The following is a 23,791-nucleotide window of genomic DNA, read 5'->3' as shown; positions in this document are numbered from 1 at the left end:
AAGCACAGGGATATTATAAATTAAGCGCTTTACTAATTTTAAGTTATAATCAACATATGCGAGTAGCGTTTTTAAAAGTCGGAGAATACGAAGGTTTAGCAAGACACTTTAAAGCTCTTGTCAGAAGCTTCAAAGAAAAAGGTGCAGAAGTGTTGGAGTTAAACATAGCAGAAGGAGAGTTAAACGAAAAAGTTAAAGAGCTTTTAGACTTCTCACCCTTTTTCTGTATAGACCTAAACGCCAACGGTGTGATTACCGTAAATCAAGAGGATAGCAAGAAAGCTCTTTCTGATGCCGCTGGTTTTGTGCATGTGTCTATCTTCACAGATGAACCTTTGTTTAACTTTCCACCGCTTATGGATATAAGCTCTGCCACCAACTTTCTGCCAATAGTTTGTGACCTCAAATACGCAGACAGCTTAGCTTTCCTTGGGATAAAACAGATACCCTCTTACATTACACCTTTCTTAGACCTTCAGCAGATGAAAGAACCAAGCATAGAAAGGAATATAAACCTTGCCTTCTTTGGACCCGCAATAGACCCAAACATCATTGCAAACCATGTCGCTCAAAGTGTTAAGCAAGAGTTCTTGGGCGTATTCTTTGAAGTGGGAGATTTTATGTTTAGAAATCCAGAAGTCCATATACTTCAAGCCCACGACTATATACTTTCAATGTTTAACCCGAACCTTCAGGAAGAATACATCAAGTGGAAGCAAGAAAAACCTCAGGAGTTTTTAACCTTTTTAAATCAAATATCCCTTTATGCTACCGCAAAGAAAAGGTGGTTTTTGCTTAGCTTTCTTGACGGCATGGAGTTAAAGATCTTTGGGGAAGTTCAGGGAGAACTCTTTGAAGGACATCAGTCCATAGTGCCTCAGAACTGGAACGAGCTTCTGGATCTTTTGGGACAAAGTCTTATTGTTATCACTTCCTATCCTCACAGCGTACCAACGGGCATAGGCTTTGTCCCTTTGGAGGTAGCATGTATGGGATGTGCCATGTTTGTGGATTACAGGGCAACCCTCCCTGGCTTTTTCAATCCAGAAGAAGAAGTAATAACCTATCTTCCGTTGGACAGAGCTGAAATAGAAGAGAAAGTTCTTTATTATTTGGACAATCCGGACGAAGCTTTAGAAATTGGAGAAAGGGCAAGACAGAAAGTCTTTGAAAGATACACACCCCAAGACAGAGCAGACTTTCTTTACGAGCTATTTTCCAACATACTTAAAACCTCTCAGCAAAGCTAACATATGTTTGTGGGCTTTGGCACACTGGTAAATACAGCACTTATTCTCCTTGGTTCTGCTGTTGGACTATACGCCAAAAGATACATACCGGAAAGGTTTAAAAACGGTATAACCCACGCCATAGGAGTTTTTACGATCCTTTTGGGAATAAAGCTCCTGACAGAGAACAAACCGGAGATTCTAAAAATTTTCTTTTTGCTCCTCTTTGGAAGTGGGATTGGATATATACTGCGGTTGGAAGAGAGGATGGAAAGGCTTCAGGGAGAGAAAAAGTCTGGATTTTTGACCGCATCTTTGCTTTTTACCATTGGTCCAATGACCTTTATGGGATGCTTTCTTGAGGCAAACAAGAAAGACAGTAGTCTTTTACTTTCAAAGGCACTTATGGATGGGATCTCTTCAACTATCTTAAGTAGTGTATTTGGAAGGGGAGTTTTATTTTCCGCTTTTTATGTCCTTGCTTTCCAAGGGACTTTAACCTTTGGATTTTACCTTTTGGGAAAGTTTGTAGGAGATCAATCTGTTGCAAACACCCTCTTTTTAGGTGGAGGCCTTCTTATCGTGCTGGGTCTTAAAATCTTTGGACTTCTTGAGCAAGTCAGGCTTATAAATCTTCTTCCCTCTTTACTGCTTTCCTTAACCGTTTAAAAAGTATTAAATTTTTATTACATGTTTGAGACTCACATAGAAAGGCTCTATCGTGTCAATATGAATTTGAAAGAGAGCGAGAGTCTGCTTTTAATTACTGACGATACAAAAAGCTATTTGATTGACCTTCTTGAGGAATTTTACGAGGTTGGAAGATCAATATCTAAGCAGGTAAAAAAAATATGCTATCCTTCCCTTGGACAGCACGGAAAGGAGCCACCAGAAGAGGTATGGTTAAACACCTTTGGCGAAGTTGCAATAGATGAGCTAAAAAAGAGAGGTCTGTTTGACAGAATACTAAACAAAGAAAATTATTCAGAGGAAGAGGTTTTAAGCATACTCAAAGAGCATGCAAAGGATGTGCCTCAGGTGGTGGTAGCCTTTCCATACTACTCCACAACCCATACCTTTTACAGAAAAGTTCTTACGAAATACTTCGGGGTAAGGTATGCATCCATGCCCCTTTTTGAACCAGAAATGTTTTACGGTCCCATGGATGTGGATTGGAACGAAGTAGGCAAAATTAGCACAGAAGTGGCGGATATACTAACCGAAGGGGAGTGGGTGGAAATAAAAGCAGATGGAACTCAACTGGAGTTTTCCATAAAAGGAAGGTATGGTATAGCGGATACGGGCCTGTTTCACAACCCTGGAGATTACGGCAATCTACCTGCTGGAGAATCCTTTATCGCACCGTTGGAAGATTCAGCTTACGGTAAGATGACCATTCTTTATGGACCTGACAGGCAATTCGATAGTCCCTTAACCTTCAAGTTTAAAGATGGTGCAGTAGAAGAGGTTGAAGGTTTTGATCAATACGTAGAGTATTTAGAAAAGGTTTTCAAAGAGCACGAAAGGGCAAGGATCATTGCAGAGTTGGGCGTGGGGACAAATCCAAAGGCAAAAAGGGCAGATAACATTTTGGAATGTGAGAAAATAATGGGGACAGTGCATATAGCCATAGGGGACAATCACACCTTTGGTGGTATCAATAAAGTTCCCTTTCACACAGATTACGTTATCTTTGAACCAACAGTAATGATAGGAGGAAAAGGATGGCAAAAGTTACTTCTGCAGAAGGGAAGATTAAGGATTTAAGAAAACTGCACCTTTTTGAGGACCTTTCTGAAAATGAGCTTAAACAAGCCATTCAATATATGCAAGAAAAGACCTTTAAAAAAGGTGAATATCTGTTTTTTGAAGAAGAGGCAGAACCTGGCATATACATACTTCTTGACGGATTGATAAAGCTTTTAAAAGAAACTCACGATGCAAAAATAGTAATAGTTCGTCTTGTATATCCGGGCGACATATTCGGTTGGATAGAATGGGGAAAAAGAACTCCCAAAAATACCTACACAGCTAAGGCTATAACAGAATCAAGAACCCTTTACATATCTAACAAAGATTTTATAAACTTGGCCATAAAACATCCTGCCATTGCTATTAAAATGACCTGTGAGGCTACTGCAACCTTGTTGCAAACATATGAAACTTTAAAGAGTATAGCGGGCGGTAAGGTAGAGGAAAGAATCGCAAAGGTCCTTTTAGAGATAGCAGACAGAATAGGTAAAAAGTATGAGGATACCATAGTCATAGATGCTCCATTGACGAGGAACGACATAGCAGAAATGACCGGCACCACTGTGGAAACTACCATAAGGGTAATGAGTAAGTGGAAGAAGATGGGCATTATAAACACCGAAAGGGGTTTTATAGAGATACTTAAACGTAGAGAGTTGGAAAGGTTATCGGTTTAGCAAAAATTTGTTAAAATTTTTATACTTCCACAAACATTTGGAGGTTTCTTATGAACATAGAATTTGTGGGAAAGGCGGTTCAGTGGACAGACGCTATGAAGAGTTTTGTAGAAAGTAAGTTGGAAAGGTTTTCTAGGCTTTTAAAAGAAGCGGAAGAAGATCAAGTAGAAGTTGTAGTAACCCTATCCGCTTCAAGGGCAAAGCATAAGGAATACGCAGGTGAAAGCAGACCTACAGTTTATAGGGTTGATTTGGATCTGTACTTAAAAACCTGGGGCGGTGGGGTCATCCACGCATGGGAGGAGGATATAGACGTATTTTCCGCATTAGACAAGGTGCTTGATGAAGCGGAAAGGCAGATAATAAAGCTAAAACAGAGAAGATTGGAACAAAGAAGGCGCGGTGCTAAGATAAAGGAAGAAGTTATAAACGCTATGATTGCACCTTCTGAGGAAAGGGAAAAACCTCAGATAATTGAGGAAGAGCTGGTAATAGAAAAGCCCATGAGCGAAGAGGATGCCATCCTTGAGCTTCAAGAAAGTGGTGTCTATTTTCTACCTTTTATAGACGCCAAAACAGGAGAATTGAAAATAGCTTACAGAAAAAGAGGGGGAAGTTTTGGTATATTGAACACTAAGTGTAAAGAGATTTCTCAGAAAATCTAACATCCCCCCAGGTATGCTATACTTTTTATGTTAAAAACTGACATGGAAAGGGTGCTAATTTTTAATCCAAAAGGGGACCGTTCCGCAAGTAAAAGAAGGATCGTCTTTGGAAATCCAACCAACATAATGGAGCTTAACAACATAAAATACCAATGGGCATACGATCTATACAAAACCATGGGTTTTACCAACTTCTGGATACCGGAAGAAATACCAATGCTGGAAGACAAAAAGCAATACGAAAAACTGCTGTCTGAACACGAAAAGAGGGCATACGAACTTGTGCTGAGCTTTCTTATAGCCTTGGATAGCTATCAAGTGAATATGCTAAAGGAGTTTGCAAGGTATTTGACCGCACCAGAACTCGTAATGGCTATTACCTCTCAGGAATTCCAAGAAGCGCTACACTCTTACTCTTATCAGTTCATACTGGAAAGCGTGGTTGATCCAAGAAAGGCAGATGAAATATACAACTACTGGAGAGAAGACGAAAAACTTATGGAAAGAAACAAAGTAATAGCGGAGCTTTACAACGAATTCATAAGAAAACCTAACGAAGAGAATTTTATAAAGGCGGTTTTTGGGAACTATGTGCTTGAAAGCCTTTACTTCTACTCTGGTTTTGCCTTTTTCTACACGCTGGGAAGACAAGGGAAAATGTTAAACACTGTCCAGCAGATAAAGTACATAAACAGGGACGAGCTAACGCATGTGACACTTTTTAGAAATATAATCAACACTTTAAAAGAGGAATCGCCTGAGCTTTTCACTCCTGAGATAAACAGGTGGGTTTATGAGTTTTTCAAGTTTGCGACAGATAAGGAAATAGAGTGGGGCAAATATGTGACCAACAACCAAATTCTTGGGCTAAACGACAAGCTTATTGAAAGATACATAAAGTATTTGTCCAACCTTAGACTTTCTCAAATCGGCTACAAGCCTCTCTATCCAGAAGTTACGGAAAATCCTATGAAGTGGATAGATCAGTTTAGAACGATAAATGACACAAAGACGGACTTCTTTCAAGCAAAACCCCAAACTTACGCCAAAAGAAGCGAGCTGAGGTGGTGAGCTTGCAAAAATCTAAGGATTTTTATATTTTTATACTCCCATGAGGAGGTTTCTGCTAAAATCTAAGATACACAGAGCGCGTATAACTGGCACAGAGTTGCACTACGAGGGTAGCCTGTCCTTAGATGCAGGCCTTATGGAGGCAGCAGACCTTTTGCCTTATGAAAAGATAGAAGTATATAACATAAACAATGGAGTTAGGTTTTCCACTTACGTTATACCCGCACCTAAGTATTCTGGAGAAGTGAGGTTAAACGGAGCTGCAGCAAGATTAGGAGCAGTGGGAGACATAATCATAATAGCATCCTATGGCCTTTTTGACCAAGAGGAGCTGAGCGGTTTCAAACCAACACTTGTATATGTGGATGAGTTTAACAGAATAAAGGAGGTAAAAAGAGAAATATTGGAGGAGCTTGTTTGAAGTGGCAGATATCAAAGACCTTTAGATTTGAAGCAGGACACAGGGTTTGGAAACAAAACTTAACGCATGGGAGAGGTTCAAACTTTTCCTTAGGAAAGGAAATACCTGTAAACAAGTGTGTCAACCTACATGGACATAGTTATGTCTTGGAAGTGGTTTTGGGTTCGGATAGTCTATCCGAGCAGGATATGGTAATAGACTTTTATCACGTCAAGAATGCCCTAAAAGATTTAATAGACACCATAGACCACAGCTTTATAATAGACGTAAATGACCCGATGTATCCAGAACTCAAACAGTTGGCAGAAAAGTACGGAGCATTAAAAATATTTCCCGTAGACTTTTGTCCTACAGCGGAAGCCCTTGCCAAATTCTTTTATGATTTCTTAAAGCAAAAACTAAAAGAAGCAAATTTGTTGGAAGAGGTTAAAGTAATAAAAGTCGTCCTTTGGGAGACCGCAACCTCAAAAGCGGAGTATTCGGAAAACGTGTTATAATTTATAGAGGAGGTGAAAAAGTTGGTATTGGTGGTGGTTGAAGAAAATGAACCCTTTGAAAAGGCACTCAAGAAATTTAAGAGGATAGTAGAAAAAGAAGGAATACTAACAGAAGTAAGAAGACGCCAGTTTTATGAAAAACCAAGCGAGAAAAGGAAAAGAAGAGAACGCCAAGCGAGAAAGAGAATAATTAAGGCTATGAAGAAGAGAAATCTTATCTAAAACTAAACTCATTACCCAATTTCGCTAAAAATAACTCAACGCTTTACCAAATGTGTTTTATAATAAAAGATCATGCTATCCAAAAGAGTATCTCACATAAAGCCTGCACCTACGTTAGCGCTAACCGCTAAGGTAAATTACCTAAAAAGTCAAGGCGTGGATGTGATAGGTTTTGGGGCTGGAGAGCCAGATTTTGACACTCCAGAGTTTGTGAAGGAAGCGTGTATAAGAGCCCTAAAAGAAGGAAAGACAAAATACAGCCCTTCTGCTGGAATTCTTCCTTTAAGAGAAGCTCTTTCAGAAAAGCTTTTAAAAGAGAACGGTGTAGAATACAAACCATCGGAGATAGTCGTAACAGCAGGTGCTAAGATGGCATTGTATTTAGTTTTTACCGCTATACTTGAGGAGGGGGATGAGGTTCTACTACCTTCTCCGTATTGGGTCACCTATCCAGAGCAGATACTTTTATGTGGGGCAAAACCTAAGGAAATAATGCTCAGTGAAGAAAAGCAATTTGTATTAACCGCTGAGGATATACTGCCCCATATAACGAGAAGAACTAAAGCTTTGGTTCTAAACTCCCCATCCAATCCTACTGGAGCAGTAATCCCGGAAGGAGAGATGAGAAAGATAGCAGATCTGTGTTTAAAACACCGCATATTTATAATCTCGGATGAATGTTATGAAGCTTTTGTGTATGACAATGAAAAGTTTGTAAGTCCTGCAAGCCTTTCTAAGGAGATCAGAGAAATAACCTTTACTGTAAATGCCTTTTCAAAGACCTATTCTATGACAGGTTGGAGGATAGGTTATGTAGCATGTCCCGAAAAGTTTTCTAAGATTATAGCAGATCTTAACAGTCAGACCATTTCCAATGCAACAACCTTCGCACAGTATGGTGCCCTTGAAGCTCTGAAAAACCCAGAGAGTAAAAAATTTATTCAAACTATGCATAATGCCTTTCAAAGAAGGAGAGATTTAGCATACGAATTACTTAATCGCATACCCAACGTCAGCGTAGCGAAGCCAAAAGGCGCTTTTTACATATTCCCAAATCTGAGTTTTTACTCCGCTAAATTAGGTTCTGATCTTGCACTGGCTGAATTTTTGTTGGAAAAGGGCAATGTGGCTGTAGTTCCAGGGTCTGCCTTTGGAAGGGAAGGTTACATAAGAATTTCTTATTGCGTTTCAGAGGACATACTTGAAGAAGGAATACACAGAATAGAAAAAACCTTAAGCTTTTTATAAAACTGAGATTAATCATTGTTTGAGACTTATAGGTTTATTTAAAATAAGTAGTAAAAAAAAATTTAAAAGGAGGTATGCGGAATGGCTCAGACTGTTAATTTAAAAGGTAATCCTGTTGCTTTGTCTGGTCCAACTTTGGAAATTGGACAGAAGGCGCCAGAGGCAATTGTGGTAACCAAGGACCTTCAGGAAAAGACTGTGGGTGGTGCAAAGGGGGTAGTTCAGGTTATAGTTACAGTACCCTCCTTGGATACACCTGTATGTGAAACTGAAACTAAAAAGTTTAACGAGCTAATGGCTGGTATGTCTGGTGTTGATGTAACAGTAATTTCTATGGATTTACCCTTTGCTCAGAAGAGGTTCTGCGAAAGCTTTAACATAGGCAACATTACAGTAGCCTCTGACTTTCGCTACAGAGACATGGAAAAGTATGGAGTTTTGATATCCGAAGGGGTGCTAAAGGGTATTCTGGCAAGGGCAGTTTTTGTTGTGGACAAAGAAGGATACATAAGATACATCCAACTTGTTCCAGAAATAACTCAGGAACCTAACTACGAAGAGGTAGTACAAAAGGTTAAGGAGCTTCTATAAATTTACTCCCCCCTTTTTGGGGGGTTTTTACAAATACAAGCTAAAGGTCCTTTTTTCATCACGTGTGCTTGATTCTACATCTTTAAATTTGCCTTCTTTCTTTCCTTCTTGCCCCTGTCTAAACTCCCACAGAAGGTTTTTACCGTTTATGCTGAAAAAATCTACCCTTAAACCCATTTGGGAAAGACTTTCTATAAGCCTATAGCTATCGTATGCTGATGGCACCTTTATGTCTTCTTTGATATTCAAACTTATACTCAGCGAATCTTTCACAAACCTTATCCTTAGGTCTCCATTTTCAAACTTTACATGAAAGATTTTATGCTCCTGCGCACCATAATGTTTTGCATTTCTTACTTCTTGAGTTGGCTTTAACTCTTCTTCAAACTTTAGGACTAATGGTTCTGAGTCGTAACTATCTACGCGCTCCGCTATCTTGTCTTTAATCTTCTCGGGATAGGATATATCAGGTTTATTATCTTCAACACTGTGCCTTATGCGGGACACTTTAGATTGAATGAGATTTTCCAAATTTATGTTTTCATTATGCTTTTCTGTAGCAAAAACTTTGCGAATAAGATTATCTATTTTTTGCTCATTGCTTATTGAGATTGAATGTGGAAAATCCGTTGTGCTGTTTTTTTCACCCATTGGTATAAAATCCTGTAAAACTTTTGTGTTGTTAACCATTTGATCTTTATTTAAACTTGGATAATTGTGTATTTCGTCTTTAGAGCCTTCAACAGGAGCTTTGTTTTCAATTTTTACATTTGGTTGTTGAAAGTCTTCCATGTTTATGTTCAAAGCCTGAAATCCTTTTGGGAATATTTGGATGTTTTCAAAAGACTGCTTATCTTTCTTTGACTGATGAAAGACTAAATCAGTAACTTCTGAACGTAATGTTTCGTCACTTAAGATTAGGTTCAGAACCTGCTCAAAACACAAACAATGAGTAAGGAAAAAGGAATAAGTGTCTTGATTTTCTACATTAAAAACCTTCTTATTAACCCCCCCTATGATTTCCATTGTTTAATATTTATGTCAATGAAAGGCTTTTGTCAATTTCTTTTTGTGTGGTGGGCTGTTATATATCTCCTACCTCTTTCTTCATTTTCTAAGGTATTGCTTATCTCCAACTATCCATTACCCAAGAACAACTTTGAGAGTGTTTTGAATGAAGAAAATTATTCCAAAATGGTGGAAATTTTAAGAAGCTTGGACGAGATAAAGGATGTAAGTGTAGAGGAGAGGAATGGAGATGTGATAATAAGAGTAGAAAGATATCCTATATTGAAAGAGATAAAAATAAGGGGAAACATGGCAGTTTGGAAAGAAGAAATACTAAGCTACTTAGCCCTTTATGAAGGTATGGCGTTAAAGGACGTTGATGCACAAGTTATAGAGAACAAGCTAAGGGAACTATACAGGGAAAGGGGATTTCTTGAGATGCAAGCAAAGGTAGAGCTTGTGATTGATGAATTTGGGTTCGCCAAGATAGATATAAACATAAAAGAGGGCGATGTGTTTTTCCTTGGTGGTGGAATATACAAGGGTTCAAGCTTGGATGCTGAGTTCTTGGACGAAAAATTGGAGTTAATAAAAGGCAAGATAGTTAAGGAGGGGGAGTTAGCCAAAAAGGTTTTTGATCTGCAAGAAGCTTACATAAGCTTAGGTTTTTGGGATAGTTATGTATATTACGAAGGTTTGCATAAAGTAAGTGCGAATAAGCCTTTTTTAAGCGTTTTTATGCCAACAGGTCCTAAGATTAAAAGGCATCCGCTAAAACTGTTAGGGTCACTTGCAGAAGGTTTTAAGAATCTTTTTAGCCATCCTATAAGCACGTTAAAGACCGCTGTAGGTAAAGGAAAGCTTGCCTATCCAGTATTTTCTGTGTTTGAAGGGAAAAGGTATGAGGTCTTTTTTGAAGGAAATCAATTTTTCAATCAGGAAGAGCTGTTGAAGGTTTCGGGTTTAAGAGAGATGGGAGTAGATCTGTTTTCTTTGGAGGAAGCTAAGAATAGGCTTATAGATCTTTACCGTTCAAAGGGTTTCTTTGATGTGGAAATTAGTTATAGTTTGGATGATGAAAAAATTTACTTTTACATAAAAGAAAATAAAAGGTATGGTGCGGTTATAAATGGCGAATATACAGAGTATGATGAAGATATTTTTGAAAAGCGACTAAGAGATATATTGACAGAGATAAAAAAACAAGGATACACCCTTGCGGAAGGTAGTATTAAAAAAGAGTTAGACAAGGAAAAGGGAATTGTGATGGTTTCCTTTGAAATATCCAAGGGAAAAAGGCAAATACTGAGAAGCATCTCATACCCCGGAGATGATAGGGAAATTAAAAAAATATTTCAAGAGATAAACAGAAAGCTTCCAGCGGTATATGACTCTTCCATAATAGAACAGCTAAACGTAAGGCTTAGTAGGTATCTTGAAGGTAACGGTTACATGGAGGGAGTCTTTGACATAGATGTTATTTTGGAAGAAAGTGAAGATACAACTTTTTATTCCTATGTATACAAGGTTGTTAAGGGTCCAAGGTATAGGTTGGGTATGGACCTATACTACGGTGCAAACGTAACAAACAGAAGAGAGCTATCTTACATGACGGTAAAAGAGGACTTTTATACGGAAAGATCCTTAGATGAAACCTTGTATAACTTTATAACAAGCAATTCCTTTGTGGGAGTCAAAATAGACACCTTTTTGGACAAGGATAAAAAGCAGGTTCATAGACTAATTAAACTTCAAGAGGATAAAAGAGGATTTTACGACTTTGGACTCGGATACAACACACAAGAAGATTTGATCTTAGACCTAAGCGTTGGTCTTAAGAATCTGTTTGGAGTTGGTTTAACCACTACTCTCAATTACAAACTTACCGGAAAAAGGGAAACCTACGGTTTAAACTTTGAAGATCCTTTCCTCTTTACCAGAAAACTTTGGTTTAAAAGTAGTCTTTTCAAAGATCATCGAGAGCACAAATCTTACAGCCTTGGCACAGAAGGCTTTGCCTTAAGCCTAGGATACAGGATTACCAGATGGAGCTCTATAGGTCCCGTTTTTTCTATTACAAACAATAGGTTTTTAGGTAGTAGCGCTACAATTAGTAAATATGGACTGTTTTTGTTGAGGGAATACAAAGACGATATTTTCAATCCTAAGCGTATCCAATACAATAACTTGAGTTTTTTTAAAGCTTACGGAGATTTTAGTTACAATAAACTTGAGCTTTCCACCTTTTACCTTATACCTATAGGTTCAAACTTGAACTTAAGCTTTAAAGTTGCCGGCGGTACTGCTCAGGGCAAAGTCCCCATCTTTGATAGATATTTTCTTGGGGGTTTCAGAGACTTAAGGGGCTATTCTTTTGAGGAGATAGGCCAACCAAACGGTGGTAAATCTTTTGTCTTTAGTAGGCTTGAATTAGAAATTCCCTTAAAAGGTTCTATTGTTATGATTCCTTTTTACGATATAGGGGGCGTAGAACCTTCTAACAGTCTTCCAAAGGACATCAAGCACAGTTTTGGTTTTGGAGCAGGTGTTAGAACACCTATAGGTCCAGCAAGAGTAGATTTAGCCTTTCCAGGAGAAAAAGATTTTTTAAAAAAATTTAAGCTTTACCTGTCTGTTGGTTATATTTACTGACAATATCTTCAAGAAATCTGAGAAAATCGTCTCTGAGGTCTTCCCTTTTTAGAGCATACTCTACCAAAGTGGTTAGGTAGCCAAGAGGAGTGCCTGTATCATAAACCTTTGATTCAATCTTTATTGCATAAACCACCTCATCCTCAAGCAAGAGTCTTATGGCATCAGTTAGCTGTATCTCCCCTCCTTTACCTATGGGGGTTACTTTAAGCTTTTCAAAAATCTTTGGAGTAAGAAGATACCTGCCAACTATGGCAAGGTTTGATGGCGCTTCTTCTTTTTTGGGTTTTTCTACCAAATCTTCCACAAGATATATATCCTCTTCTATGTGTTTTACCGAAACAATACCGTATTTGCTTACCATTTCCTTATCAACTTCAAACACCGCTATAACGCTTTTGCCAAAGCGCTCGTATATTTCTATCATCCGCTTTATTACATTTTCCTCTCCATCGATGATTACATCTCCAAGGGCTACTATAAAGGGCTCGTTTCCTACAACAGGTTCTGCGACAAGAACCGCATGACCTAAACCCAATTGTTCCTTTTGTCTTATGTAGATTGGGTTTGTTAGCCTGCTTATTTCCCTTACATTTTTCAACAGGTCATCTTTGCCAGCCTGTTCCAAGTGCTTTTCAAGGTCTGAATTTATGTCAAAGTGATGCTCTATAGGTCTTTTGTGCCTTCCGGTTACAAAGATTATGTTATCCACACCCGCATGAAGACACTCCTCCACTATGAACTGGACCACTGGTTTGTCGATGACCGGGAACATCTCCTTTGGCATTGCCTTTGTTGCCGGGAGAAACCTCGTCCCCCACCCTGCAACTGGTAAAACCGCCTTCCTTATCATAAATTTTTATTTTAGCGCAAAGGAGGGGAATAAGATGGTAGAAGGTCTGATAAAGGATCTATCAAGCCGCGTTAAAGGTGGGTTATCAGTAGAATTTTACGATGGAAGGGTAATAGGAGAAGGTAAGTGTAGGGTTGTGATAAAAGATCCTAAGGTGCTTAAAGATATTCTTAGGGACCCTGAAATGGGTTTTGGAGAACATTACATTAAAGGAAATATTGAAGTTAGAGGAAATCTGGAGGATTTGCTCTGCGGATGTCTGAATTATTTTAGCGAAAAGGGAAAACGGTTAGAATTTAATCCCTTAAAGTTTATTCTTAAGCTATTCAATCTGTTAAAGTTTATAGAAACAAGAGAGGTTCAAAGGCACTATGATTTGGGAAATGATTTTTACAGCCTTTGGCTTGATGAATCTTTGACTTACTCCTGCGCCTTTTTCAAATCCAATGATTCCACCTTAGAAGAGGCTCAGCAGGAAAAGAGGAAGATAATATACGAAAAATTGCAGTTAAAGGAGGGAGACAGGTTGCTGGACATAGGATGCGGATGGGGATCTATCATCCTTGAAGCTGCAAGGCTGTATGATGTAGATACAGTAGGGATAACTGTTTCTAAGCAGCAGTACGATTATGTGAAAAAGAAGATAAAGGAATATAACTTGGAGCAAAAAGTTAAAGTATTCCTCCTTCATTACGAAGATTTGCCAAAGTTAGGGCTAAAGTTTAACAAGATTGTATCGGTGGGCATGTTTGAACACGTAGGGAAAGGAAGGCACAGAAAGTTCTTTGAAGTGGTTTCAAGTATTTTAGAGGAAGGTGGGCTATTTTTACTTCATACAATAGGTAAGGTGCATCCTTCTACTCAGAGCAGGTGGATAAGGAAGTATATCTTTCCCGGAGGGTATTTGCCTTCAATAGAAGAGGTATTGAGAGCTACAAAAGGTTTAGATTTCAATCTCATAGACTTGGACAACTGGAGGATACACTACTACTTTACTTTGAAGGAGTGGTTAAGAAGGTTTTACAGGGTAAGCGACTACGTTATAGAAAAATACGGGAAGGATTTTTATAGGATGTGGGAGCTGTATTTGACCGCCTCTGCGGTTTCCTTTTATATTGGTAGCAATCACCTGTTTCAGTTTCTGTTTTCAAAAGGTGTAATAAACGATTATCCTGTGATGAGACGGGTTTTTTATGATCCTTTGCTTGTTACTTGAAGTTGGCCAAAGCCACTTTTTAAGAACTCTCTAACAAATTCATCTTCGTGCGTCAGAACTTCACGGGGTGTGCCTATAAATACCACTTGCCCATCTTTGATTATCATTATCCTATCCGATATGTTAAAAGCGGAAACCATGTCGTGGGAAACCACTAAAGCGGTGGAGGACGTTTTGTCCCTAAGTTCCTGAATAAGATCATCTATCAATCTGCTGGTTATGGGGTCTAAGCCAGAAGTAGGTTCATCGTAGATGATAAGTTTGGGTTCTGTCGCTATGGCACGAGCTATTCCCACCCTCTTTCTCATCCCACCGGAGAGCTCTGCAGGATAAAGTTCTAAGGTTTCCTCTCCCAAGCCTACCATTTTTAGATACCTTAGCGCTATTGTTTTTAGCTCTTCCTCTTTCATCCGTGAATGTTCAAGATAGTAAAAAACTACATTTTCCCAAACCTTAAGACTATCAAAGAGGGCAGCACTTTGAAAAACATATCCAATACTTTTTCTGAGTTCGTTCAGCTGTATAGGGCTTAGTTTTGATAGGTCATTTCCAAAAACCTTAATTTGACCACTGGTAGGCTTTTGCAAACCAACTATGCACTTTGTAATGGTGGTTTTACCGCTTCCACTCCCCCCAAGTATGGTAAATATTTCCCCTTCTTTAACCTGAAAACTAACGTCCTTTAGTATTTGCCTTCCGTTTATAATTAGGTTTAGGTTGTTAATCTCTATGACAAAGGACATTTCTTCCTCTGAGCTGTGTTAAATTATATCAAAAGCGTTGAGTTGTCTTATTAGAAAGCCCTTTGGAGAGCAAGGATTTTTAATATCCCTAAACCCTAACAAAGGTGGTAATGAAAGAATGCGTTGAGAAGGTAGGAAGGATAAGATAGAGTTTTGCGTGTGTAGTTTTTTATTATATTTTTGATGCACAACTACTGTCTGATGCTTTCTTTCGTAGGGACAAATTTTCACGGTTGGCAAGTGCAACCAAATCTGAGGACTGTGCAGGGAGTTTTGAGTGATGCTTTGGGCACACTCTTTGGAGAAAAAATAAAGCTAATAGGTTGCTGTAGGACGGATGCAGGGGTTCATGCAAAGGAATACATAGCCAACTTCAAAAGCTCCAAGACCTTTCCCTTAGAAAATCTTTTGAAAGCTCTTAATGCGGTGCTACCTGAAGACGTAGGTGTAAAAAAGGTGTGGTTTGAAGACCTTAGCTTTAACGCTAGGTATTCCGTATCCGGTAAGCTTTATGTTTATCGGGTTTTTCCTTCCCATACGAGGGACCCTTTTTTGGAACCTTTTCTGTGGCGCATCCCCTATAATTTGAACAAAGAAATCATGAAGAAAGGTGCGGAGCTTTTTCTTGGAAATCACAACTTTTTAGGCTTTGCCAAGTTAGAAGAGGAGGACAACCCCTTTGTGGAGCTTGAGGAATGTAGTGTGGAAGAAGTAGATGGAATAATAGAGATAAGGGTAAGGGCAAGGAGGTTTTTGAGATACATGGTAAGGCGCATAGCGGGATGTTTAATTTACTTAGGTATGGGTAAGCTAACCATCAGCGATATTAAGGAATTCCTAAACGGTAAAAGGTGTCCTTACACCGCCAAAGCAAAGGGATTAACTCTTGAAAAGGTTTTCCTTCCAAAAAGCCTTACGGACGCATAACCATTCGCTTAGCCTTCCAATTATAATATAACACACTGTGTTTGGAATAATACAGTTTAAATTATCCTTTAGCCAAGTAGAAGCTTTCTTTTGGGGACGTAAAGATGAATAATTGGATAAAGCTATGCGGAAAGTTGCTTATAAGCTATTTTTACTTTTGGTGGTAGTTTTGGGGGCATCTTTCTTGCTTTCAACAGTTTTTGTCCTTTTAATCTACTTCAGTCTTCCTTCGCCCGAAGCTCTCAAGAACTGGAAACCACCGCAAGCTACAGTTATTTACGATCACAAAGGAAGACCTTTTGGAGACATTGGCATTCAAAGGAGGTATTACGTTGAGCTAAAATACATACCATCGCACGTCAGGCACGCCTTTATATCCGCAGAAGACAAAAACTTTTACAAGCATTTTGGCATAGACCCCATAGCTATACTCAGGGCTCTTATAACAAACATCCTCAGCGGAGACATCAAGCAAGGAGCATCCACCATAACCCAACAGCTGGCAAGGAACCTGTTCTTAACTCCCGAAAAAAGCCTTTCAAGAAAGATAAAGGAAGCTTTGCTGGCTATAAAGATAGAAAGGGAGTTTTCAAAGGATCAGATACTGGAACTTTATTTAAATTACATCTACCTTGGACAGGGTGCTTACGGTGTGGAAGCAGCATCAAAGATATACTTTGGTAAGTCAGTAAAAGAGCTGACGGTGGATGAGGCGGCGGTCCTTGCAAGTCTCCCAAAGGCTCCCACAAAATACAATCCCTTTAGAAATCCCGAAAGGATCTTAGAAAGAAGAAACTATGTGCTTTCAAGAATGTTAGAAGATGGATACATAACTCAGGAAGAATTTCAGGCATACAGTCAAAAACCCATAAAGCTAAGATTAGAAAACAGATATTATGGCATGGATTACTTCTTGGACTATGTAAAAGAATACGTGGTGGAGAAATACGGTGAAGTTATCCTTGCAGGGGGATATGCCATCTATACAACCATAGACAAAGACCTGCAGGAGCATGCAAGAAGGGTTTTGGAAAGAGGCATTTTCCGTGTTGCAAAGGCAAACGGAATTCCATCCCTTCCCTCGGATTACTACGAAGCGGAGAGGATGTATAAAGAGCAAAAGGTTGATATAAGACCAGGAAAGGTTCTTATAGGAAAGATCAAGAACGTCTTAGGGGACGAGTATGTTGTAGAGATCGGTCAAGAGGAATTCAGAGCAGAGAAAGGAGAGCTTACGTTTGAAAAGGGCGATTACGTATTTGTCCGATTTTACAGGGTAAAGGGCAAGCTCAAGTGGGAGGTGTTGCCAGACCTTCAGGGTGCCTTGGTAGCTCTTGATGCAAAAACCGGTGCTATTAGGGCAATGGTAGGTGGATATTCTTACATGAGAAGTCCCTTCAATAGGGCGGTTTACGCCAAAAGACAACCTGGATCTGCCATAAAGCCAATTATATACCTATCTGCTTTGATGAAAGGATACACTCAGGTGAGCATAGTGGACGCAAGCCCCAAAAGTTTTTACGATCCATCCACTGGAAAGGACTGGACACCCAAAAACTACGAGGGAATAGACTACGGGCCAGTTTCCTTAAGAACTGCGTTGGCTAAGAGTATAAACACCGCTACGGTGAATCTTTTGGCAGAAATAGGCTTTGACCTTCCTATGGAGGTTGGAAGAAGTCTTGGACTGGAACTAAAACCTTACTACTCAATGGCCCTTGGAAGCATAGAGGTTACGCCCTTAGAGCTCACCTCCGCCTATCAAGCCTTTGCCAACTTAGGTGTTAGATGCAAACCCTACTTTGTGGTAAGGATCATTTCTTTGGATGGGAGGGTGTTGGAGGAAAACGGTCCCCAGTGTGAGCAGGTGCTTCCACCTCAAGAAACGAGGGTGCTTGTGGATATGCTAAGGGCTGTGGTTTTGGAAGGAACTGGTGTTTCTGCTTCTTCCATTCAAAGATACGTAGCAGGCAAAACCGGAACCACCAACGATTATATGGACGCATGGTTTGTGGGCTTTACTCCACACATAGTGGCAGGTGTTTGGGTTGGGTTTGACTTGAAAAGAAGTATGGGGAAAGGAATGGCTGGCTCAAAGGTTGCCCTTCCTATCTGGATTGACTTTATGTCCCTTGCAGCTTACATGTATCCACAGGAGGATTTCCCAATACCAGAAGGGGTAGTTTTTGTGGAGTGTCCTACCCCCATGGCCTTCGTCAGTGGCACAGAAAGTGTGTGTAGTCCAGAAATCCAGAAGGAAAAAGATCAGCAGGACGAATTAGAGGGTATAGTGGATCCAGAGTTTTTGCAGGAAACACCTAAGGTGAAGGAGGTTCCATAATGGCTTTAATAAAACCTTACAGGGGGATATATCCTAAGATCCATCCTTCTGTTTATATGTCCGAAAATGTGGTTGTTATTGGAGACGTAGAAATAGGCGAGGATTCAAGTTTGTGGTTTGGAACAGTAGTCAGAGGAGATGTAAATTACATACGCATAGGTAAAGGGACAAACATTCAGGACAACTCTGTAGTGCACGTGACCCACGAAACTTATCCAACCATCATAGGTGATTATGTAACTATTGGACACAGGGTGGTGCTTCATGGATGTAAAATAGGAAATTTCGTTTTAGTTGGCATGTCTGCGGTGGTGATGGATGGGGTAGAAGTGGAAGATTACGTGCTAATAGGCGCAGGTGCGCTGCTAACGCCGGGAAAGAAATTTCCATCCGGTGTTTTGGTAGCTGGCTTTCCCGCAAAGGTAGTTAGAGACCTCAAACCTGAAGAGATAGAAATGATAAAACAGTCTGCTTATAATTACATCCTATACAAAAACACATACTTAGATGAATCTAAGGGAAGTTTTAGATGAACTAAGGTTAGCTTCAAAAAACGCAGTTGTTGTAGTGGAAGGCAAAAGAGATAAAGAAGCTCTAAAAAAATTGGGAATAGATAACGTTATAACAATTGCTGGGAAAAGACTGACAGACCTTGCGGACATTTTAGAGGGTGAAACTTTTGTCATACCTCTCTTTGACCTGGATACCCATGGAGAAAGGATACATCAAAAGGTGGTAGCCATTCTCTCTTCGCAGGGATATATTTTAAAAAGTGAGTTTAGAGAAAAGCTTAAACAATGTGGAGTGATATACATGGAGGACTTATATGAGAAAGTCAGAAGTCTTAAGAAATCTGCTGATTCAGGATAAGCTCATAAAGCTTAACTTGGACCTGCTGGAGGGATTGTTAAGAGAGATAAAACCAGACATAGAGGAATCTAAAATACTTGTAGAAGCTTGTTTAGCGCCAGAAGAAAGGCAAAACCTTTTGAAGATTTTGATAGATTTTGAAAGAGAATTTACAGAGCTTATCTCTCAATCCTTAGACCAGATCTATGACCTCTATGAAATTTTTAACTTTGATATAACCTTTTTGTCAAACATTCCAGAAGAGTTGGAAAGAGAAATAGAAAGATTGGACGCTGTAAACAGTATAAACAGCTGTTTGGAAGCTATGATAAAACTTTTGGAAAACATCCTAAGCATAGCAGAATGGGACGAAAAGACAAAGGTAATCCTTACACCGTTAAAGATCTACAAAGATGTTCTTGAGCATGCTATAAACTTCAATCAAAGGTTGGGACTAACAACTGTTCTTTGATTTTCCACTCAAACCATGTTATGTTTATCTATAAGGAAAAATAGGGATGGAGGTACTTTATGAAAGCAAAAGAGTGGCTAAATACAATGCCAAGTCAGTTTAGTCCATACGATGTGGATGCTCTATCCATAGAAAACTACAAAGGTATTGTTTTTTCTGGAATGGGTGGGTCTGGAATAGTGGGGGATGTGCTAAAGCTTTTGTTGGAAAGGAGGGGGATAGGTATTCCCGTCATTTCACTCCACGGCTATCAACTTCCGCCCTATGCAAAGCGGGATTGGCTTTTGGTGGCGGTAAGCTACAGTGGAAATACGGAAGAAACTTTAAGCACGGTGCAAGAGGCTATACAAAAGGGACTAAACATAATATGCATCAGCTCCGGAGGCAAACTAAAGGAAGTAGCGGATAAGGAAGGTTTTAGGTTTATCTCCGTGCCTTCTGGCTATGCGCCACGCTATGCCTTTGGTTTCATGCTTTCTGCAGTTATGAGTCTTTTCGGCTTTGGTAAAAGCTTAGAAAACATAAGAAAAAACCTAAACGAAAACAAGGAAGAGATAAAGGAAACCGCTCACAGCATAGCGCAGGTTTTACAAAACTACATTCCAGTAGTCTATAGCACACCTCTAACTGAACCCATTGCCTTCCGTTGGAAAACCCAGATAAACGAAAACTCAAAAACCCTTTGTTATACCGCAGTTCTCCCAGAGCTTCATCACAACGAAGTGGTAGGCTTGGATAACCCCATTGCCAGAAACCTATGTCATTTTATAATACTCTACGACCCAGAGGACCACCCAAGGGTTATAAAAAGAGTTGAAATAACTGTTCAGATATTTAAAGAGTTGGGACTTGCTCCTTTAATCTTACAAGGAAAAGGCCAAAGCTTAGAGGAAAGGCTTATGTATCTTGCCTATTTAGAAGACTGGGTAAGCTTTTATTTGGCTGATATATACGGATATGACCCATTACCGGTTAAAATAATAGACCGCATAAAGGAAAGCCTTAAGTGATGATGTATATAAACGTGCGGTTCAAACTCCAACTTAACAGCTCCGACAGAAAAAGGCTTTTGGAATTAATGCGCAAGCAATCATTCGCAATAAACGAGCCGAGTAATCCCAACTCCCATCAAAATGCTTTGCAAGTTCTGAAGTCCGCCCTTGTCTTGCCTTTGCTGGAAGAGAAATGGCAAAGGCGGACAAGCAGGTTAGTTCCTTTAGAGGTTAGGGAACGCCCCATTATATTTCCATGCTGATAAGAATAGCCCACAGTCCAGACGCAGATGATGCTTTTATGTTCTATCCTTTGACTGCAGGTATTTTAGACACGGAAGGTTTGCAGATAGAACACGTGCTGGCGGATATTCAAACCTTAAACGAGCATGCAATGAAGGGAACTTATGAAGTTTCCGCAGTTTCTTTCCATGTTTATCCTTATATATCAGACAAATACTTAGTCCTTACCAGTGGAGGAAGTGTGGGGGATGGTTATGGACCTTTGGTTGTCGCAAAAGAGGGGCTAAAAAGCTTAAAAGGAGAAAAAGTAGCAGTTCCTGGACTTTTAACCACCGCCTATTTAGTTCTAAAGCTTTACGAGCCAGAAATTGAACCAGTAGTCTATCCTTTTGACCAAGTTCTTGATGCGGTTTTATCTGGACAAGTTAAAGCAGGGCTGGTAATACACGAAGGACAGTTGGGATACAAAGACAAAGGACTTTTAAAATTAGTAGATTTAGGAGAATGGTGGAAATTCCAGACTGGTCTTCCCTTACCCTTAGGGTGCAACGTGGTGAGAAAAGACTTAGGGAATGAAGTTATAAGAAAGATAGAAAGATTGATGAAAAAAAGTGTTGAGTATGCACTTTCCCATAGGGAAGAAGCTCTCAGTTTTGCCATAAAATACGCAAGGGACATAAAAGAAGATAGGGCTAAGGTGGATAAATTCGTGAGTATGTATGTTAATCAAAGGACTTTGGATTATGGGGAAGATGGTAGGAGAGCGGTAAGGTTGCTTTTGGACCTCGGATATAAGCAAGGAATCATAAAGGTTCCACCACCCAAGGTAATATTCTCGGACGAGGATATTCAAACTCAAGACGAGGCTGAATAATTGTTATAATATAAGCTGTTTAATAGGAGGTTTGTAATGAAAAAAATACTACTTTTTTCCTTAGTTCTTGGTGGATTGTCCTTTGCCCAGCAAAGGTTTGCATGCATAGACCCCAACAGGATACTCCAAGAATCCCAAACTGCTAGGAAAGCACAAGAGGAATTGAGAAGTAAGTTTCAGTTTTATCAAAAGCAGTTGGACGAGAAAGCAAAGAAATTAGAGGAATTGAAAAAGCAAATAGAAAGTAAAGCCATAAGTCAAAAGATGAGGGAAGAAAAGATAAGAGAATATCAAAAGTTAGAAACAGAAGCTATGGAATTTCAACAAAAAGCCCAAAAAGAACTTACAGAGTTGAGAATAAAAACAGAAGATGAACTTACAAAAAAAATAAAAGAAATATCTGAAGATATTTCAAAGAAAGCCAATTTCACTGGAGTTTTGGATTGTAGCGTGTTTGTCTATAGGTCTGCGGAAATAGAAATAACGGATGAAGTTATAAAAAGGTTGGATGCAAAATGAGTATAAGCAAAGAGCTTTTGGATATTTTGGCTTGTCCAAGGTGTAAGGGTGATCTAAAATACGATGAAAAGCTGGAAGTTTTGATATGTCAGAGATGTGGCGTGTTTTACGAAATAATTGAAGACATACCTATACTAACTCCCGACTCTGCAAAGCCTCTTTCAGAGCTTGAAAAAGCTCATCCTCAGAAGACACAATCTTAACTCCACTGGGTTTCACCCTTTCACCGAAGTGTATATAATCAACAGGTTTTTTATAGATTTTTTTGTAGTTTTCTACCATCCAGTAGTCCGCGAGGCTATCTCCTACGTAAATTGCACCGTCCAACTGTGCAATTTCCAAACAAAAGTTAAGGGCATATGGATTTGGCTTTCTCAAACTGGGGTCTTCTATCGTGTCGTCATCTACTACAAAATCAAAAAATTCCCAAAGTCCGAACCTGTCAAAGGCATTCCTTAAGTCCTTCCTCGGTCTCCCTGTAAGTATGCCTAAGGGACATTTGAACTCTCTGATCTTTTTAAAAAACTCCCTGCTTAGGATCAACCTCTCCAAATGCTTGAGTCTTTCGTACTCAGCATCAAATTCTTTTATAATCTCCTCCAAAGAAACTTCTTTATTGAAACTTCTTATAACTTCTAAGGTAGCTATGTAATCGTTGTTTATACCATTTTTAAACTTTATTTCTCTGACTTTTTCTATATCCAAGCTAATACCTAAGAATTTTTCTGCAGTATTTTTTATAGCATAATGATAAGAAAGGCTTACGTCTATTATAACACCATCAACATCAAAGATTAACCCTTTCTTCATCTTTTATAAGCTCATTATTGCTTTTGGACAGCAAAAATTTTGCAAACTTGTTTGCTAAAAAGGTTATTTTACTGTCTTCTGGAAAAACTATATAATACCATCTTCTTGCATTAAATCCACTTATCTTTACTTCAACTACGTTGCCTTCTTGCAAATCTTTTTCTAGTATTCCTCTTGAAAGAAAACTACAGCCGTATCCGCTTTTGACCATACTAAGAATAGACCTTCCACAGTTTATTTCAATCTTTATCCTCAATTTTTCAAAGATTATTCCCAATCTTTCCAACTCCTCCTTTACTACCCTCCTAGTGCCCGAACTGATTTCTCTGAATATCAAGTCTGCTGAATATAAATCCTCCGGCTTTATTTCCCCCACCTTGGCAAAAGGATGGGATGGATGGGTAAAAAATACTATCTCGTCGTAAAACCATCGGATCGCCTTGAATTTTTCAGAGGGTTCTCTTTCAATAAGTCCAATGTTTAAAACGCCAGAGGATAACCCTTCCTCTATCTGCTGGGAATTTTCCACAAAAGCCCTTATGGATATGCCTGGCATTTGATTATGAAACTCCACCAACAGCTCTGGAACCTTATACTCACTCAGTGTAGTGCTTATCCCCACAAACAAAGTATCCTTAAAATCCTTCTTTATCTTTGCCATTTCCTCCATAAGGCTTTCATAGTCCCTTAGGAGAGACTTTGCCAGTTCATAGATACGCTTTCCTTCTTCCGTTAGAACCATCCGCCCACCATGCCTTTGAAACAGTTTTGCACCAACCATTTTCTCTAAAGCTTTTATTTGCTGTGTAACCGCAGGTTGGGTGATGTATAGTATTTCAGAAGCCTTTGAAAAACTACCTAAATCGGCAACCGCCACAAAGGTCTTTAACTTTGTAATGTCAATCATTAGTTTTAAAAT

The 23,791-nt window shown here is 39.2% G+C and carries 27 protein-coding genes; 22 read left to right on the top strand and 5 right to left on the bottom strand.

The genetic code is table 11. The features are described from left to right. The first annotated feature begins 56 nt into the window (after nt 1-56). The 11 genes from K217_RS0103735 to tpx all read left to right on the top strand — a co-directional run bounded on the left by K217_RS0103735 (nt 57) and on the right by tpx (nt 8,373). Entirely contained in the window at nt 57-1,250 is a 1,194-nt protein-coding gene (locus K217_RS0103735) for a glycosyltransferase (protein ID WP_029551794.1), read from the top strand. 3 nt (nt 1,251-1,253) lie between these two features. Beyond that, nucleotides 1,254-1,898 carry a DUF554 family protein gene (locus K217_RS0103730; protein WP_029551793.1) on the top strand — a complete coding sequence of 215 codons (645 nt, stop codon included), beginning with the start codon at nt 1,254-1,256 and terminating at the stop codon, nt 1,896-1,898. A gap of 21 nt (nt 1,899-1,919) precedes the next feature. Then, nucleotides 1,920-2,996, top strand: a complete 1,077-nt coding sequence (locus tag K217_RS0103725) for an aminopeptidase (protein WP_029551792.1) — start codon at nt 1,920-1,922, stop codon at nt 2,994-2,996. Next, on the top strand, nt 2,954-3,658 hold the full coding sequence (locus K217_RS0103720) for a Crp/Fnr family transcriptional regulator (protein ID WP_029551791.1): 705 nt from the start codon (nt 2,954-2,956) through the stop codon (nt 3,656-3,658). The genes K217_RS0103725 and K217_RS0103720 overlap by 43 nt, the downstream gene beginning before the upstream one ends. A 50-nt stretch (nt 3,659-3,708) precedes the next feature. Next, nucleotides 3,709-4,323: a ribosome hibernation-promoting factor, HPF/YfiA family gene (gene hpf, locus K217_RS0103715; RefSeq protein ID WP_029551790.1), complete on the top strand. Its 615-nt coding sequence runs from the start codon at nt 3,709-3,711 to the stop codon at nt 4,321-4,323. Nucleotides 4,324-4,350: 27 nt separating this feature from the next. Next, nucleotides 4,351-5,394 (top strand): ribonucleotide-diphosphate reductase subunit beta, encoded by a 1,044-nt coding sequence (locus tag K217_RS0103710; RefSeq protein ID WP_155991116.1) that lies wholly within the window; start codon nt 4,351-4,353, stop codon nt 5,392-5,394. Nucleotides 5,395-5,434: 40 nt separating this feature from the next. Then, the gene (gene panD, locus K217_RS0103705; RefSeq protein ID WP_029551788.1) at nt 5,435-5,815 is read left to right on the top strand and encodes an aspartate 1-decarboxylase; all 381 of its coding nucleotides are present in this window, start codon (nt 5,435-5,437) and stop codon (nt 5,813-5,815) included. Next, entirely contained in the window at nt 5,812-6,312 is a 501-nt protein-coding gene (locus K217_RS0103700; protein WP_029551787.1) for a 6-pyruvoyl trahydropterin synthase family protein, read from the top strand. The genes panD and K217_RS0103700 overlap by 4 nt, the downstream gene beginning before the upstream one ends. Nucleotides 6,313-6,333: 21 nt before the next feature. Further along, nucleotides 6,334-6,534: a 30S ribosomal protein S21 gene (rpsU, locus tag K217_RS0103695; RefSeq protein ID WP_029551786.1), complete on the top strand. Its 201-nt coding sequence runs from the start codon at nt 6,334-6,336 to the stop codon at nt 6,532-6,534. A 72-nt stretch (nt 6,535-6,606) separates the two neighbouring features. Then, nucleotides 6,607-7,782 carry a pyridoxal phosphate-dependent aminotransferase gene (locus K217_RS0103690; RefSeq protein WP_029551785.1) on the top strand — a complete coding sequence of 392 codons (1,176 nt, stop codon included), beginning with the start codon at nt 6,607-6,609 and terminating at the stop codon, nt 7,780-7,782. An 81-nt stretch (nt 7,783-7,863) separates the two neighbouring features. After that, nucleotides 7,864-8,373 carry a thiol peroxidase gene (gene tpx, locus K217_RS0103685; protein ID WP_029551784.1) on the top strand — a complete coding sequence of 170 codons (510 nt, stop codon included), beginning with the start codon at nt 7,864-7,866 and terminating at the stop codon, nt 8,371-8,373. Nucleotides 8,374-8,400: 27 nt separating this feature from the next. Here tpx and K217_RS0103680 read toward each other — a convergent pair whose 3' ends face one another. Further along, nucleotides 8,401-9,399 carry a hypothetical protein gene (locus K217_RS0103680; RefSeq protein ID WP_029551783.1) on the bottom strand — a complete coding sequence of 333 codons (999 nt, stop codon included), beginning with the start codon at nt 9,397-9,399 and terminating at the stop codon, nt 8,401-8,403. Between the two features lie 168 nt (nt 9,400-9,567). Between K217_RS0103680 and K217_RS0103675 the strand changes: the two genes are divergently transcribed. Next, nucleotides 9,568-12,033, top strand: coding sequence for a BamA/TamA family outer membrane protein (locus K217_RS0103675; protein ID WP_231476990.1), 2,466 nt, complete (start codon nt 9,568-9,570; stop codon nt 12,031-12,033). Here the strand turns inward: K217_RS0103675 and galU are convergent. Beyond that, the gene (galU, locus tag K217_RS0103670; protein WP_029551781.1) at nt 11,999-12,886 is read right to left on the bottom strand and encodes a UTP--glucose-1-phosphate uridylyltransferase GalU; all 888 of its coding nucleotides are present in this window, start codon (nt 12,884-12,886) and stop codon (nt 11,999-12,001) included. The two genes, K217_RS0103675 and galU, sit on opposite strands and share 35 nt — an antisense overlap. Before the next feature lie 34 nt (nt 12,887-12,920). Here galU and K217_RS0103665 point away from each other — a divergent pair, with 34 nt between their 5' ends. After that, entirely contained in the window at nt 12,921-14,102 is a 1,182-nt protein-coding gene (locus K217_RS0103665; RefSeq protein ID WP_029551780.1) for a class I SAM-dependent methyltransferase, read from the top strand. On the opposite strand, the gene K217_RS0103660 is transcribed toward K217_RS0103665, so the two are convergent. Then, entirely contained in the window at nt 14,078-14,845 is a 768-nt protein-coding gene (locus K217_RS0103660; protein WP_029551779.1) for an ABC transporter ATP-binding protein, read from the bottom strand. The genes K217_RS0103665 and K217_RS0103660 overlap by 25 nt on opposite strands. A 183-nt stretch (nt 14,846-15,028) precedes the next feature. Here K217_RS0103660 and truA point away from each other — a divergent pair, with 183 nt between their 5' ends. The 9 genes from truA (at nt 15,029) to K217_RS07620 (ending at nt 22,265) form a co-directional block, all read left to right on the top strand. Further along, entirely contained in the window at nt 15,029-15,772 is a 744-nt protein-coding gene (truA, locus tag K217_RS0103655) for a tRNA pseudouridine(38-40) synthase TruA (protein WP_029551778.1), read from the top strand. Between the two features lie 124 nt (nt 15,773-15,896). Continuing rightward, on the top strand, nt 15,897-18,113 hold the full coding sequence (locus tag K217_RS0103650; protein ID WP_029551777.1) for a penicillin-binding protein 1A: 2,217 nt from the start codon (nt 15,897-15,899) through the stop codon (nt 18,111-18,113). Then, complete coding sequence (locus tag K217_RS0103645) at nt 18,113-18,646, top strand: gamma carbonic anhydrase family protein (protein WP_029551776.1); 534 nt, start codon at nt 18,113-18,115, stop codon at nt 18,644-18,646. Before K217_RS0103650 ends, K217_RS0103645 begins: the two co-directional genes overlap by 1 nt. Beyond that, nucleotides 18,621-18,983 (top strand): toprim domain-containing protein, encoded by a 363-nt coding sequence (locus K217_RS0103640; RefSeq protein WP_029551775.1) that lies wholly within the window; start codon nt 18,621-18,623, stop codon nt 18,981-18,983. The genes K217_RS0103645 and K217_RS0103640 overlap by 26 nt, the downstream gene beginning before the upstream one ends. Further along, nucleotides 18,940-19,434, top strand: coding sequence for a hypothetical protein (locus K217_RS0103635; protein ID WP_029551774.1), 495 nt, complete (start codon nt 18,940-18,942; stop codon nt 19,432-19,434). Before K217_RS0103640 ends, K217_RS0103635 begins: the two co-directional genes overlap by 44 nt. A gap of 59 nt (nt 19,435-19,493) precedes the next feature. Further along, nucleotides 19,494-20,444, top strand: a complete 951-nt coding sequence (locus K217_RS0103630; protein WP_029551773.1) for a bifunctional phosphoglucose/phosphomannose isomerase — start codon at nt 19,494-19,496, stop codon at nt 20,442-20,444. A gap of 238 nt (nt 20,445-20,682) precedes the next feature. Beyond that, complete coding sequence (locus tag K217_RS0103620) at nt 20,683-21,543, top strand: menaquinone biosynthesis family protein (protein ID WP_029551771.1); 861 nt, start codon at nt 20,683-20,685, stop codon at nt 21,541-21,543. Between the two features lie 36 nt (nt 21,544-21,579). Continuing rightward, nucleotides 21,580-22,062, top strand: coding sequence for an OmpH/Skp family outer membrane protein (locus K217_RS0103615; RefSeq protein WP_029551770.1), 483 nt, complete (start codon nt 21,580-21,582; stop codon nt 22,060-22,062). Next, the gene (locus K217_RS07620; protein ID WP_081820024.1) at nt 22,059-22,265 is read left to right on the top strand and encodes a Trm112 family protein; all 207 of its coding nucleotides are present in this window, start codon (nt 22,059-22,061) and stop codon (nt 22,263-22,265) included. The genes K217_RS0103615 and K217_RS07620 overlap by 4 nt, the downstream gene beginning before the upstream one ends. Here the strand turns inward: K217_RS07620 and K217_RS0103610 are convergent. Further along, nucleotides 22,192-22,872: an HAD family hydrolase gene (locus K217_RS0103610; protein ID WP_029551769.1), complete on the bottom strand. Its 681-nt coding sequence runs from the start codon at nt 22,870-22,872 to the stop codon at nt 22,192-22,194. The genes K217_RS07620 and K217_RS0103610 overlap by 74 nt on opposite strands. Further along, nucleotides 22,850-23,779, bottom strand: coding sequence for a LysR family transcriptional regulator (locus K217_RS0103605; protein ID WP_029551768.1), 930 nt, complete (start codon nt 23,777-23,779; stop codon nt 22,850-22,852). The genes K217_RS0103610 and K217_RS0103605 overlap by 23 nt, the downstream gene beginning before the upstream one ends. Between the last annotated feature and the right edge of the window lie 12 nt (nt 23,780-23,791).

The organism is Thermocrinis jamiesonii, from assembly GCF_000702425.1.
GTDB lineage: Bacteria > Aquificota > Aquificia > Aquificales > Aquificaceae > Thermocrinis > Thermocrinis jamiesonii.
This window is presented reverse-complemented; position numbering and strand designations above follow the sequence as displayed.

Coding starts and splice junctions, on each gene's coding strand:
- K217_RS0103615 (WP_029551770.1), top strand. CDS start 21,580: ATGAAAAAAATACTACTTTTTTCCTTAGTTCTTGGTGGATTGTCCTTT.
- galU (WP_029551781.1), bottom strand. CDS start 12,886: ATGATAAGGAAGGCGGTTTTACCAGTTGCAGGGTGGGGGACGAGGTTT.
- tpx (WP_029551784.1), top strand. CDS start 7,864: ATGGCTCAGACTGTTAATTTAAAAGGTAATCCTGTTGCTTTGTCTGGT.
- hpf (WP_029551790.1), top strand. CDS start 3,709: ATGAACATAGAATTTGTGGGAAAGGCGGTTCAGTGGACAGACGCTATG.
- truA (WP_029551778.1), top strand. CDS start 15,029: ATGCACAACTACTGTCTGATGCTTTCTTTCGTAGGGACAAATTTTCAC.
- panD (WP_029551788.1), top strand. CDS start 5,435: ATGAGGAGGTTTCTGCTAAAATCTAAGATACACAGAGCGCGTATAACT.
- K217_RS0103620 (WP_029551771.1), top strand. CDS start 20,683: ATGCTGATAAGAATAGCCCACAGTCCAGACGCAGATGATGCTTTTATG.
- K217_RS0103640 (WP_029551775.1), top strand. CDS start 18,621: ATGAATCTAAGGGAAGTTTTAGATGAACTAAGGTTAGCTTCAAAAAAC.
- K217_RS0103665 (WP_029551780.1), top strand. CDS start 12,921: ATGGTAGAAGGTCTGATAAAGGATCTATCAAGCCGCGTTAAAGGTGGG.
- K217_RS0103720 (WP_029551791.1), top strand. CDS start 2,954: ATGGCAAAAGTTACTTCTGCAGAAGGGAAGATTAAGGATTTAAGAAAA.
- K217_RS0103710 (WP_155991116.1), top strand. CDS start 4,351: ATGTTAAAAACTGACATGGAAAGGGTGCTAATTTTTAATCCAAAAGGG.
- K217_RS0103735 (WP_029551794.1), top strand. CDS start 57: ATGCGAGTAGCGTTTTTAAAAGTCGGAGAATACGAAGGTTTAGCAAGA.
- K217_RS0103730 (WP_029551793.1), top strand. CDS start 1,254: ATGTTTGTGGGCTTTGGCACACTGGTAAATACAGCACTTATTCTCCTT.
- K217_RS0103605 (WP_029551768.1), bottom strand. CDS start 23,779: ATGATTGACATTACAAAGTTAAAGACCTTTGTGGCGGTTGCCGATTTA.
- K217_RS07620 (WP_081820024.1), top strand. CDS start 22,059: ATGAGTATAAGCAAAGAGCTTTTGGATATTTTGGCTTGTCCAAGGTGT.
- K217_RS0103630 (WP_029551773.1), top strand. CDS start 19,494: ATGAAAGCAAAAGAGTGGCTAAATACAATGCCAAGTCAGTTTAGTCCA.
- K217_RS0103725 (WP_029551792.1), top strand. CDS start 1,920: ATGTTTGAGACTCACATAGAAAGGCTCTATCGTGTCAATATGAATTTG.
- K217_RS0103675 (WP_231476990.1), top strand. CDS start 9,568: ATGGTGGAAATTTTAAGAAGCTTGGACGAGATAAAGGATGTAAGTGTA.
- K217_RS0103610 (WP_029551769.1), bottom strand. CDS start 22,872: ATGAAGAAAGGGTTAATCTTTGATGTTGATGGTGTTATAATAGACGTA.
- K217_RS0103650 (WP_029551777.1), top strand. CDS start 15,897: ATGCGGAAAGTTGCTTATAAGCTATTTTTACTTTTGGTGGTAGTTTTG.
- K217_RS0103690 (WP_029551785.1), top strand. CDS start 6,607: ATGCTATCCAAAAGAGTATCTCACATAAAGCCTGCACCTACGTTAGCG.
- K217_RS0103635 (WP_029551774.1), top strand. CDS start 18,940: ATGAGAAAGTCAGAAGTCTTAAGAAATCTGCTGATTCAGGATAAGCTC.
- K217_RS0103680 (WP_029551783.1), bottom strand. CDS start 9,399: ATGGAAATCATAGGGGGGGTTAATAAGAAGGTTTTTAATGTAGAAAAT.
- K217_RS0103645 (WP_029551776.1), top strand. CDS start 18,113: ATGGCTTTAATAAAACCTTACAGGGGGATATATCCTAAGATCCATCCT.
- K217_RS0103660 (WP_029551779.1), bottom strand. CDS start 14,845: ATGTCCTTTGTCATAGAGATTAACAACCTAAACCTAATTATAAACGGA.